Raw genomic sequence first — 12,590 nt, forward strand, 5'->3', positions numbered from 1 at the left:
GCAGAGGGCAGGAGGCAGGAGGAATACTGATTTCTACCCTCTGCCTGTGACAGCAGTTCGGTTTTAAGACCCCACCAAATTTTAATTGGGTGACTTTTATTCAAAAGGGGATTGATACCCCTGCTGAATAAGATTTTCTGCCTTCTGCCTTCTGCCTCCTGCCTCCTTCAAAAAATACATACAAATTTGACTTTGCCTGCATTTTAAGTTTCTACGCTTTCCATAGCTGTACAGCTACAAACACCTCTACCGGATGAGACTGTAAGTCGTTTCCGGCTACTTTTTTGGATCTTACCAAATAGCTTTAGTTTGAGGATACTAGCTTTTGCTGCTAGAAATGTGGAGGTTAAATCCACCAATCGCCGATGCACAATAGCACAAATCGCCCTCTGATGTCAATGTGGCGGGGACGATCGGCGCTGCCATCAAAGGATGTGCTTGCTAAAATGCAGGTAGCTCCTAAAAGCTAACCGGATGCGAATTGGACGCGATCGCGAGGCGAAAGATGCTAAACTGGGATTGAGTGCGATCGACCGCTGCGGTTAACTGCACCTCTACCACAGGCTCGCGTTCTGATATCGCATAAATAAAATAAATTAATTTTGATAAGCTATTGTAAATTTAAATTGTATATTTCCCGAACAGCTTAAAAATCCTCTCCCCCTCGGACTCTGGGACTCTGGGACTCTGGGACTCTGGGACTCTCTCCCCCTGATTCGCCATACACAAGCTCTCAGGCGCAACAGCTTGTGATGCCGTTATTTAAATTTTTGATTTCGATCGTAGAAACTATAATTTGTGGAGGAAACTAATTTGTCTCAATCCTACCGAGTTGCCATATTAGGAGCCACCGGCGCAGTCGGTGCCGAGTTGCTAGAACTCTTGTACAGCAGGAAATTTCCGATTTCTGAATTGAAGCTGTTAGCTTCGGAGCGTTCCGCCGGCACAAAAGTGCCCTTTGGCGGCGAGATGCTGACGGTCGAAGCAGTTTCGGAGCGATCGTTCGATAATGTGGATCTAGTGCTCGCCTCCGCAGGCGGTTCTACTTCTAAACTATGGGCTCCGAAAGCCGTGGCCGCTGGGGCAGTGGTAATTGACAATTCCAGCGCTTTCCGCATGGATGCGACGGTGCCGCTAGTGGTTCCCGAAGTCAATCCCGAAGCGGTGGCTGCTCACCGAGGTATCATTGCTAATCCCAACTGCACGACGATTTTGATGGCAGTTGCCGTTTGGCCGCTTCACAAAGTTAGGCCTGTGAAGCGCATAGTTGTAGCGACTTACCAGTCTGCTAGCGGCGCGGGAGCCAGAGCAATGGAGGAAACGAAAGCTCAAGCCAGAGCAATTTTGGCTGGGGAAACTCCCAAAACAGAGATATTTCCTTACCCGTTAGCTTTTAATTTGTTTCCGCACAATACGCCGATTAACGATTTGGGGTATTGTGAGGAAGAGATGAAAATGCTAAACGAAACTCGGAAGATATTCGGTACGGACGAAATTAAAATTACTGCAACTTGCGTGCGGGTTCCCGTACTCCGCGCCCATTCCGAAGCGATTAATCTAGAGTTTGCAGAGCCTTTTAGTCCGATCGAGGCCAGGGAAATCTTAAAGGGGGCGATCGGGGTTAAGCTGGTAGAAGACTGGCAAGCTAATTATTTCCCGATGCCTGTAGAAGCCAGCGGTAAGGATGAGGTGTTAGTCGGCAGGATTCGCCAAGATATTTCTCACCCCTGCGGGTTGGAGATGTGGCTGAGCGGCGATCAAATTCGCAAAGGGGCGGCTTTAAATGCGGTGCAGATAGCTGAGTTGCTAGCAGAAAAAGATTTGTTGCGAATCAAAGCAGCGGCTGCTTATAATTAAGGTGGACTCGACCCAAAAAAACGGATAAAAGCCTCCTACTCAAATTTAAGTAGTGTCGTAAAAAACCTAAAATTTTAGGATCGAGTTAATCTCCCAGATAAATCTGCAGCAGCAAGTAAATCTAAAATCAAAAACTTGTTCGCTCGCGACTTGTGAGCCAGCGTAGCCGAAGCAAGTCGAAAAATTTCAAACTTGTACGCTCGCGAAGCCGAAGTATCTAAAATCGACTGAGGCTGGCAATTGGGCAAGAGAAATGGCGACTTTAGATAAACCTTCGATCTAAAATCAAAAAGTTAAAATCAACAATCAACAGTCTAAAATCGGAGAAAGTGTGGTAAAGTTTGGACGGGTTCTGACTGCAATGATTACGCCGTTTAAGGAAGACGGCAGCGTTAACTATGCAGTAGCAGAACGGTTGGCAGTTCATTTAGCCGATCACGGTACGGACAGCTTGGTAGTGTGCGGAACTACAGGCGAGTCTCCCACTATGAGCTGGGATGAAGAGTACGAATTATTTCAGGTGGTGCAAAAGGCAGTCTCCGGTAAAGCTTTGGTAATAGCAGGAGCCGGATCGAATTCTACTTCCGAAGCAGTCGCAGCTACGAAAAAAGCAGCTAAACTCGGATTGGACGGGTGCTTGCAGGTGGTTCCTTATTACAACAAGCCGCCGCAAGAAGGTTTGTACAATCATTTTCGGACGATCGCGCAATCTGCTCCAGAATTGCCTATAATGTTATATAACATCCCCGGTCGCACAGGCCAAAATATGTTGCCGGAAACAGTAGCTCGACTGGCCCAAATCCCCAACATTGCGGCCGTAAAAGAAGCAAGTGGCAACTTGGATCAAGCCAGCCAAATTCGACGCTTGACACCACCTGAATTTGCCATCTATGCTGGAGATGATTCCCTAACCTTGCCGATGTTGGCTGTAGGAGGATCTGGTGTAGTTAGCGTAGCCAGCCATCTGGTAGGAGAGCAACTGCAACAGATGATCGAAGCTTTTGAGACCGGTCAAGTTCAAGTCGCTACCCAGATTCACTTGCAACTTTTTGACTTGTTTAAAGCTCTCTTTCTCACCACAAATCCCATTCCCGTCAAAGCAGCTCTCAAACTTCAAGGCTGGGATGTAGGTTCCACCCGTCCGCCCCTGTGCGATCCGCCCGTTGAGGTAACTCAAAAGTTAAAGGACGTACTGGATAAGCTAGCAGCAGTATCTACTAGCTAGATAGGCGAGAACGAGTTTTCAGACAACTGAATATTAGTTGTAATGAGTCATTAGTCATTAGTCCTCATTCATCAGTCATTAACTGTTAGTAATTAGCTAATAGTGAAGGATTAAATACTGAGAATTAAAGATTGAAGGCGGAAGACAACTGACTGTACGGGAGAGTAAAACCCGTAGGGGATTTTTTCACAAATATCTTGGAAAAAATCGCCCCCATCTAACGAACAGCAGACGACAAAAGACAGTAGAAAACAGACAAAAGACAGTAGACGACAGACAACAGACACCAGTCAACAGTTAACAGTTAACACTCAAAAATAACTAACAAAGGATACGCATGATCAAAAATACAACTGCATCGGCTCTAAAAGTGATTCCCCTCGGCGGGCTGCACGAAATTGGAAAAAACACTTGCGTGTTCGAGTACGGTGACGAAATAATTCTTTTAGATGCAGGTTTAGCATTCCCGACAGATGGAATGCACGGTGTAAATATTGTCCTCCCAGACATGACTTACCTGCGGGAAAACAGCCACAAAATCAAAGGTATGATCGTGACTCACGGTCACGAAGACCACATCGGCGGCATCCCTTATCACCTCAAAGAATTTGAAATTCCCGTCATTTACGGCCCGCGTTTGGCGATGGCTTTGCTAGCCGGAAAATTGGAAGAAGCGGGAGTATCTCACCGCACAGAATTAAGGACAGTGAGACCGCGGGATACGGTGAGAATTGGCAAGAATTTCTTAGTCGAATACATCCGCAACACTCACTCAATGGCCGACAGCTTTACGGTGGCGATTCACACTCCAGTCGGAATTATCATCCACACCGGAGACTTTAAAATTGACCACACTCCTGTAGACGGCGAACATTTCGACTTGCAAAAGCTGGCGGAATACGGCGAGAGAGGCGTGCTGTGCTTGATCAGCGATTCTACTAACTCGGAAGTTCCCGGTTTTACCGCTTCAGAACGTTCTGTCGCTCCGAATTTAGATAGAATTATCGCTCAAGCAACGGGACGGGTACTGCTGACGACTTTTGCTTCATCGGTACACCGATTGCAAATTGTTTTAGAATTGGCTAAGAAAAACAATCGGTTTGTGGGAGTGGTAGGTCGATCGATGTTGAACGTCATCTCTCACTGCCGCAATCTCGGCTACATCAAATGCGAAGACAGCCTGTTCAAACCGCTCAGAGAAATCCGCAATTTGCCAGATGACAAGGTTTTGATTTTGACTACAGGTTCCCAAGGCGAACCGATGGCGGCGATGACTCGGATTGCTAACGGCGAACATCACGAACTGAAAATCAGAAAAGGCGATACAGTGATTTTCTCAGCTAATCCGATTCCGGGAAATACGATCGCAGTGGTAAACACGATCGACAAACTGATGATGCTGGGAGCAAACGTAGTTTACGGGCGCGACAAAGGCATTCACGTTTCCGGGCACGGCTGTCAGGAAGATCAAAAGTTAATGATCAACATGACCCGTCCCAAGTTCTTCTTGCCGGTACACGGAGAACACCGGATGCTGATTCAGCACTCCAAGACAGCTCAAAGTATGGGCATTCCCGCGAGCAATATGGTGATTATTGACAACGGCGATGTCGTAGAACTAACAGAAAATTCGATCCGAGTTGCTGGTACAGTACCTTCAGGAATTGAATTAGTAGACTCTTCTCGATCGGGCGTTGTCAAAGCAAACGTCCTCAAAGAACGTCAGCAGTTAGCCGGAGATGGCGCGGTAACAGTAGCTGCGGCGTTGAATGCAGAAGGCAAATTAGTTGCTAAGCCAGAAATACACTTGAAAGGTGTAGTCACATCAGCCGATCGCACACTATTACAACAGTCGATCGCTCAAACGATAGACACAGTTTTGAGCGATCGCTGGTCAGAATTTGTCACGCCTTCTGCAACTACCGAATCAGGAGTTGACGTAGACTGGGCAGGAGTGCAAACGCAAATAGAACGAGCAATTGCACGAGTGCTGCGCCGGGAACTTCAAAGCAATCCCATGCTAGTATTCCTGATGCAAATTCCCGAAGGAGCATCATTTGTGCGACGGGAACCAGCAGAAGTAACACCAGGTTCTCTAGAAGCACCCAAACTATTAGGTTCATCACCGACATCAGCACCAACGCCGCCGCCAGCGCCAGTTCCTGTGAATAAAGTAACAGGTCGTCGTCGCCCCCGGACTGCAGCCAAGGTCGCTTCCACCGTCTCCTAGAATTAACAATCCCTGGTAAAGCCAGGGATTTATTTTTCAACCGCAGACGAACGCAAAAAAACGCAGATAGTCGTTAATTCTTCTATCTGCGTCCATTTGTGTTAATCTGCCAGCATCTGCGGTAGCAAAAATCAACCACCAGCAACTGCTGGAACAATACTCACTTCATCGCCATCTTGGAGGGCTGTTTTTGAGCCGTCCAAAAAGCGGATATCTTCGCTATTGACGTAGAAATTCAAAAACCTGCGGGGTTCTCCCTTTTCATCGCACAAGCTTTTTTTGATACCGGGACAATTTGATTCGAGGGATTCAATCAACTCAGAAATATTCTCGCCGCCGCATTGGATAGTGGCTTGATTGTTGGTGAATTTTTGCAGCGGAGTGGGAATTAAAACTTTAACAGTCATTTTTTTAGTCCTTAGTAAGTAATCAGTAGTAAGTAGTAAGTAGTCAGTGGTAAGTAGTCAGTGGTAAGTAGTCAGTAGTCAGTAGGTAGGGGCGGTGGATGGTGCGTGCGGGCCCTCTTAGTAGCCAACAGCCAACAGTCAACAGTCAACAGTCAACAGTCAACAGTCAACAGCTTGATAACTAATGACCAATGACCAATGACCAATGACCAATGACTAATAATTAAACCGAAACTTGCTGCCATTCTAAGCGTTCGAGCGTGCGGGCGCGTTCTAGGGCGCGCTCGAAGGCTTCTAATTTCGGTTCGAGGGTGATAGGTTCGCCGATGTAACCTTGGACGGCTTCCTGAGTCTTCAAACCGTTGCCGGTGATGTAGGCGACGGTGGTTTCGTCGGGGTTGATTTTACCTGCTTCTACAAGTTTCTTCAAGACTGCGATCGTCGTGCCGCCAGCGGTTTCGGTGAATATGCCTTCGGTTTCGGCTAGCAGTTTCATGCCTTCGATGATTTCGGTGTCGCTGACGGATTCGATGTTCCCGTTAGTTTTGCGGGCGATTTCCAAGGCGTACATACCGTCTGCTGGGTTGCCGATCGCGATCGACTTAGCAATAGTATTCGGTTTCACTGGCGTTACAAAATCGCGGCCTTCGCGGTATGCTTGGGCGATCGGCGAACAGCCGTCAGCTTGAGCGCCACTGAACCGAACTTTCTTCTCATCAACCAAACCGACTTCGATGAATTCATTAAAGCCTTTGTAGATTTTTGTGAACAAAGAGCCGGAAGCGAGGGGGGCGACGATGTGATCTGGCAACTGCCAGCCTAGCTGTTCGGCAACTTCGTAGCCGAGGGTTTTCGAGCCTTCGGAGTAGTAGGGACGCAAGTTAATGTTGACAAATCCCCAGCCGTGTGTATTGGCGACTTCGCAGCACAGGCGGTTAACTTGGTCGTAGTTGCCGTGAACTGCCATTACAGTTGGATTGTAAATCAGAGTCCCGAGGACTTTGCCTGATTCTAAGTCGGAGGGGATGAAAACTACGCAGTCGAGGCCGGCGTGGGCGGCGATCGCAGCGGTGGAGTTAGCTAAGTTGCCAGTGCTGGCACAGGATACCGTTGTGAAACCCAATTCTCTCGCTCTGCTGAGGGCGACTGACACCACTCTGTCCTTAAAGCTGAGAGTGGGCATATTGACGGCATCGTTTTTAATATAAAGATTTTTTAGACCGAGGCGGCGGGCCAAGCGGTGGGATTTTACTAAAGGAGTCATGCCGGTGCCGACATCGATGACGTTATCTGTAGCGACGGGTAAAAATTCACGGTAGCGCCAGATCGAGTTGGGGCCTGCTTGGATAGTTTGGCGAGTGACGCGGCGGCGGATTGCTTCGTAGTCGTACTTGACCTCAAGCGGGCCAAAACAGCAATCGCAGACGTGCTTGGCTTGGAGTTCGTACTCTTCACCGCATTCTTTACATTTGAGGGCTGTGAAGGTTGCTGCTGTGGATTGGGTTCTGGTTGCTTGGGTCATAGCTCAACTCTCTAGTTTTGCGATGTTTTCTAATTCTTAGGACAGATTAACACGGTGGATCTACCCCGTCAACCATACCCGACTTTTTTGGTCGGGATTAATTTTTCAGCAGTTTTTTGTCCGAAACTGCAGGTGGTTGGATAGTCCTCAATCTCTTTCTCAGAGCAGTTTCTAGGCTATGCAGAATAGTGTTGGTTCAGAGGAAAAATCTCTTATTTAACCGAACTCAAGAATAATTTGGCTGCAAAACTAATTTCAAAACTTTATAAAGTTTTTTTTGCTGGGTGACTCAAAACGACAAACTACAGGGTTGATGCGCGGGCGAGAAACCAGGTTTCTACGAGATTTTGGATTGAGTCACCAGAAATATCGCCAGAAACCCGGTTTCTGAATTCACCGCGCGGGCGAGAAACCAGGTTTCTACGAGATTTTGGATTGAGTCACCAGAAATATCGCCAGAAACCCGGTTTCTGAATTCACCGCGCGGGCGAGAAACCAGGTTTCTACGAGATTTTGGGTTGAGTCACGAGAAATATCGCCAGAAACCCGGTTTCTGAATTCACCGCAGTAACCGCGCGGGCTTTCCCAATTCTTCAATCGAAAATCCAAAATCCAAAATCGTATTATCCACCGCTGACGGGGGGGATGAGTACAACTTCGTCGCCGTCTTGGAGGATGGTGTCGGGAGAGACGAATTCTAGGTTGACGCCGAAGCGGGTGCGATCGCGCCACTGTTCTAATTGAGGATATTGGGCGATCGAGTTTTCGAGCACTTGAGACACTGGAGTTTCGGGAGGGAGTTCTACAGTAAGGAAGGAAACGCCGTAGGCTTCACCGAAGGCGGCGAACAGTTTAACGGTGACGGTAATCGAAGAATTAGACACGGCTGTTTTGTGCGATCGACAGTTTGGCAATTATCAACTAAACCATACAATTAATGTGGAATTAGGCACGCCGAGGCTTAGAATTGAAAACAGCAATCTCTAGTTACGTTTTACCCGATCGGGCAAACATGACTGTTGATTGCAACAGAAATTTTGAACAGTCTTGTATGCCGATAGCTCTCAACAACCAGGCGTTAGAAGCAGTTAGCATCCACTTAAATGCACTTAACTCATGTCTAGTTGGCTGCTTTTGAGGCTACTGCCAAACTATTTTTTGAGTATCCAGCATAAATACTTGACCGTAATTGTAGGAGAGTACAAAAACATCGCACTAAATTTAGCGGGATACAACCCAGACCATGCCTTAGAAAATCGCTAAATTTAGACTAAATATCTGGTTTTTCAGCCCCGATGATAATTCCCCAAGCCTTTTCCTGCTTAGCCAGCGTGCCGTTCTATCTAAGAATAATAGTGAAATTAACGCGATCGAGATATTTATGGCAAGTAACGATTTTAAAGTCCTGCAAATTATTGAAGCTAAAGGCTGGTACGCCTTTGGAAGTACCAAGCAAAGCCAGCACGTTGAGAGGTGGGTAAGACCTGTCGTGTGTTGGGTTTTAATAGAAGATAAAAAAAAGCGGCGGATTGTGACTGCTACCGCTAGCTATCAGATAGAGATTGACGACAAAGAAGTCGAATTTTTTGCCCACGAAAGCGAAATTAAAGATGTCGAGAGCCTCCCCAAGTCGGTCTCGGTTTCGGAATTCCTGAAAACAGAAGATTGAAAAGGGGGCAGAAGAAGAGCGTTTAACAAGTTATTAACTATTCCTTAGTAATTCCTTAAACTTGCTGCCCGATTCTATTTCAATTGCAGACAGAACCTCCCTAATTGCGGAGAGGGGCAGATGGGGAGAGAGGAGAATTTCTACTTTTGTCTTGCTTTCTGCATCTCTAGCCGCAAGTCTTCAAATCCCAAAAAATAAAGAAGCCGGAAGATTGCAGGCAATGCCAACACGCTTCCGACCTTTGCTAAATAACAGGGTATGCATATGTTTCTAAAGTATGGCAGGGAAGCCTTCTAGATATCAAGAGGACTATTGCAATCACCCACAGAAATTTATTAAACTTGGTGGCGGATGCTTTTTCAATTTGAGGATAAACCACTCTAATTGAAGAGAGGGGAGGTGAGAAGATAGGGAGAATTTATACTTTTGCCTTGCCTTCTGCATCAGAAAGTCCAAGGTCTAAAGTAGCCCAAAAAATAAAGAGGTCGGAAGATTGCTGGCAATGCCAACACGCTTCCGACCTTGCTGAATAACAGGGTATGCATATGTTTTTAAAGTATGGCAGCCAAGCTTTCGAGATATCAAGAGGGCTATTGCAATCACCCACTTTTGCTTTCAGGTTGTGTTTGCAAGGTTCATACCATTTTAGACTTAAAATTTGAAACTTGAGAGCGGGTGATGGTTACAGGTTAAGGATTCTAGCGGTTTTTATGTAGCGGGTGCTACAAAAAATGGGCGCTTGCCGGTCGTAAGCGAAGCAGACCGAAGGTATCGCCCATTCTTCCCTAATTCTTTGCAGCTACAACATCAAACCCCACTAACCACAGGTTCAGGCTTTGACTGCCGCATCCGCCGCCCCAGCAGAGCCATCCGCACGCCACCGGCCGGCCCTAAAGTCACCCCTCGGCGTTTTGCCTGTACGGGCTTTTTCTCGGTCAATACTAAGTTGAAATCCCGCAAAATGGTTGCCAGCACGAGTTTCATCTCCAACTGGGCCAGCGCCAAGCCGATACAGCGGCGGCTGCCACCTCCAAAGGGCAAATACTCGTAAGGCGAGAATTGCCTCTCCAAAAACCGTTCCGGCTTAAATTGCAGCGGTTCTGGATACAAATCCTCCCGCCGGTGGGTTAAATAAATCGAGCCGACGACAACCGTGCCCGGTTCGAGTTGATATCCCATCAGTTCTACGGGCGCGAGCGCTTCTCGCGCAAACGTCAGCATTCCCACCGGGTAAATACGCAGCGTCTCCTGACAAACTGCACTCAGGTAAGGTAAGCGGAAAATCTCCATCGGGTCGGGATTTTCCCCCAAACTGTCCAATTCTTGCAGCAACTTCTGGCGTACCGAGGGCAAACTGTGAATCCAGTAAAATGCCCAAGCTAAGGCCGTTGCGGTGGTTTCGTGACCTGCAAACAGCAGCGTCATCAACTCGTCGCGCAATTCCTCATTGGTCATCGGTTGGCCGTTTTCGTCGCGCGCGGTCATCATTAAGCTGAGAATGTCGGTGCGGTTGGCCTCTGGTTGCAGTCTGCGTTCTTCAATTTCCGCGTCCATCAGTTCGTCAATTGTCCGCTGCCGCTGTTTCATCCGTCCCCAAGGACTCCAAGAGCCCCAATCTTGCTGCATCCAGCCGAAAAACAGCATACTCGATCGCAGGGGAGAGTTGGTCATATCGACGACTGAGGCAAGTAAGGGCCTGATCTCTTCCAATCGCGGCCCGTCATCCATGCCGAAGACAGCTTGCAAGATTACCCGCATGGTGACTTCCTGCATGGCGCTGCGAGCAACAAAAGGTCGATCAGCCGACCATTTGCTGGCAACATCTTGAGCGATATCGCAAATTAGTTGGCCGTAATTCCGCATCCGTTCGCCGTGAAAGGGCGGCATCAATAATTGGCGCTCGCGTTTGTGCCTTTCTCCCGAGAGCATAATCATGGATTCTTCTCCCAGCATGGGTTTTAGGATGCTGTTAAGGCGGCCTGGAGCGTGAAATGCGTTGCTGTTGAGCATCTCCTGGACAGCTTGGGGGTGGTGGATCATCACCAATGGTTTCCCGTTGTTCAGTTGAGCTGTGAAAATGTCGCCGTATTGTTTGGCATATTTATCCATGAATGTCAATGGATCGCCGATCCATTGAATTAGCTGCACAAAGGGTGGAGCTTTGGGGCCGTTAGGTAGTGTCATAGGAATTACCTGGGTTTGGGTCACAGGACTTAGCAGCATCAACAAATCTCAAAGGGTTTGAAGGTTTGTTCAATCCCTCCCAACCCTTGTTTTTCAGGGGAGAATTGCGTAAGTCCCATCTCCAATAATTTTAATAGCTTATTCTCGAACGGTGCTTACAATGTCCTGTCCCAGTTCTGTAAAACGCACTGTTTTGATTTGCCAAGGAGCATAACTGGTTAAAGTTTGGCGCACGCCTCCAAACAAACCTAGCATTTGACAGCTCGACAGATTTTGCAATTTCTGCCGGGAATTCCCGAAGGCCCGCAGATCGAGGGTCGCTATTCCGAGGTCGCGATCGATCGTCAGCCGATAGCCAACCAAACCAAGACTATCGAAAATCTGCTGTTTTAACACTTCATTAATGACGGATGACATTAACTGATTGTCGGTGCCTGTTACTGTTTCCGGGTTCAGAGTTTGACAGAGATTGTTTACCTTATAAACTTTAACGGTGACAGTATTTTCTGATGCTACTCCACTGGCTAAAACAGGAGAAATAAAGTTAGAAGCCGGAGCTGTTTGAGTCGATCGCTCCTCAAGTTGATTTCCCGTTAGCTGTATGTCTCCGAATTGACCAGCACCCGTTGGCGATCGGCTCTGGTTTGCGGTTAAGTTCGCTGAATCATAGCTGGAACAACTGCTAACGCCCATCAAAATTAATCCAGTGGCTAAATACCCTAACTGTTTGCAGATACTGTTCATAGTTTTTAATACTCAACTCCACGTCTGTGCGTGGAGGGTGAATTTTTCTGGTAGAAAGCACTTACTTCCTGATTACACTCACTTATGAGTATTTCCCGGCATCCGCAATACAAGACGTCTTGGATAAGTTCTGGATCCATACATAAACCGCAGATGAAAAGCAGATAAGCACACTCTAGATTAGATAATTTCAGATAATTTGTGAATCCGTGCCAGAGATATACGTACATGAAAAAAGTTAAAAGTTATTATTAATACCTGGCTTTTAGTGTGGTATCACGTAAACGGGTAAGGCACTTTATGCGTGCAACGCTGCTGCCGGCTCGGTATCCGATCGGATTAAGCTCCTAACGCTAGACTGCCAGTCAGATTGAATAACCTATCAGCGGTGTGATGTAGCGTTTCAAATCGCTTTATTCCGTCTGATTTAAACAGCTTTTTTCCGGTTGGCGAAACCTTGACCTTGATTAGTAGTAATGAGGACATATTTTTGACTGGCCCGCGCATTTTACGAGGGCTTCGGAGTGGCATAACTGGGCTTTCGGTGCAGTTACAAAACAAAATCCGCATTAAAAATCCCTGATGAGTCGGCGGTTGAAACCTCGACTGTACAAGCCTTCCTCCGCCGAGGCGGACTAAGAAATAAAGCGGGTATTTAAGCCGGATTTGGTATTGCAAAAGTGCCAGTCGCTAACAACATAATTTAGCAGCCAGCCTCTGGCATATTCAGGGTGCGATCGCAATATTTGGTG

General features: G+C 47.3%; 9 protein-coding genes. 4 read left to right on the forward strand and 5 right to left on the reverse strand.

The genetic code is table 11. The features are described from left to right. Positions 1–813 precede the first annotated feature (813 nt). From QUA01_RS16840 to QUA01_RS16850, 3 genes are all read left to right on the forward strand, one after another. A complete protein-coding gene (locus QUA01_RS16840; RefSeq protein ID WP_333091104.1) occupies positions 814–1,857 on the forward strand; it encodes an aspartate-semialdehyde dehydrogenase in 1,044 nt (347 codons plus the stop codon). A 331-nt stretch (positions 1,858–2,188) separates the two neighbouring features. Continuing rightward, on the forward strand, positions 2,189–3,082 hold the full coding sequence (gene dapA / locus QUA01_RS16845; RefSeq protein WP_333091106.1) for a 4-hydroxy-tetrahydrodipicolinate synthase: 894 nt from the start codon (positions 2,189–2,191) through the stop codon (positions 3,080–3,082). Positions 3,083–3,419: 337 nt separating this feature from the next. After that, positions 3,420–5,312 carry a ribonuclease J gene (locus tag QUA01_RS16850; protein WP_333091107.1) on the forward strand — a complete coding sequence of 631 codons (1,893 nt, stop codon included), beginning with the start codon at positions 3,420–3,422 and terminating at the stop codon, positions 5,310–5,312. A gap of 131 nt (positions 5,313–5,443) precedes the next feature. Here the strand turns inward: QUA01_RS16850 and QUA01_RS16855 are convergent, their stop codons facing one another. The 3 genes from QUA01_RS16855 to QUA01_RS16865 form a co-directional block, all read right to left on the reverse strand. Then, positions 5,444–5,719: a MoaD/ThiS family protein gene (locus tag QUA01_RS16855; RefSeq protein WP_333091109.1), complete on the reverse strand. Its 276-nt coding sequence runs from the start codon at positions 5,717–5,719 to the stop codon at positions 5,444–5,446. A gap of 223 nt (positions 5,720–5,942) precedes the next feature. Continuing rightward, the gene (gene thrC, locus QUA01_RS16860; protein ID WP_194010722.1) at positions 5,943–7,241 is read right to left on the reverse strand and encodes a threonine synthase; all 1,299 of its coding nucleotides are present in this window, start codon (positions 7,239–7,241) and stop codon (positions 5,943–5,945) included. A gap of 623 nt (positions 7,242–7,864) precedes the next feature. Continuing rightward, positions 7,865–8,125 carry a MoaD/ThiS family protein gene (locus QUA01_RS16865; protein WP_194010723.1) on the reverse strand — a complete coding sequence of 87 codons (261 nt, stop codon included), beginning with the start codon at positions 8,123–8,125 and terminating at the stop codon, positions 7,865–7,867. 497 nt (positions 8,126–8,622) lie between these two features. Here QUA01_RS16865 and QUA01_RS16870 point away from each other — a divergent pair, with 497 nt between their 5' ends. Continuing rightward, the gene (locus tag QUA01_RS16870; protein ID WP_194010724.1) at positions 8,623–8,910 is read left to right on the forward strand and encodes a hypothetical protein; all 288 of its coding nucleotides are present in this window, start codon (positions 8,623–8,625) and stop codon (positions 8,908–8,910) included. Between the two features lie 807 nt (positions 8,911–9,717). On the opposite strand, the gene QUA01_RS16875 is transcribed toward QUA01_RS16870, so the two are convergent. Then, positions 9,718–11,094, reverse strand: coding sequence for a cytochrome P450 (locus QUA01_RS16875; RefSeq protein WP_333091110.1), 1,377 nt, complete (start codon positions 11,092–11,094; stop codon positions 9,718–9,720). A gap of 138 nt (positions 11,095–11,232) precedes the next feature. Continuing rightward, positions 11,233–11,838, reverse strand: a complete 606-nt coding sequence (locus tag QUA01_RS16880; protein ID WP_333091111.1) for a hypothetical protein — start codon at positions 11,836–11,838, stop codon at positions 11,233–11,235. Between the last annotated feature and the right edge of the window lie 752 nt (positions 11,839–12,590).

The sequence above is a fragment of the Microcoleus sp. S36a_B3 genome (assembly GCF_036700745.1).
Classification (GTDB): domain Bacteria; phylum Cyanobacteriota; class Cyanobacteriia; order Cyanobacteriales; family Microcoleaceae; genus Microcoleus.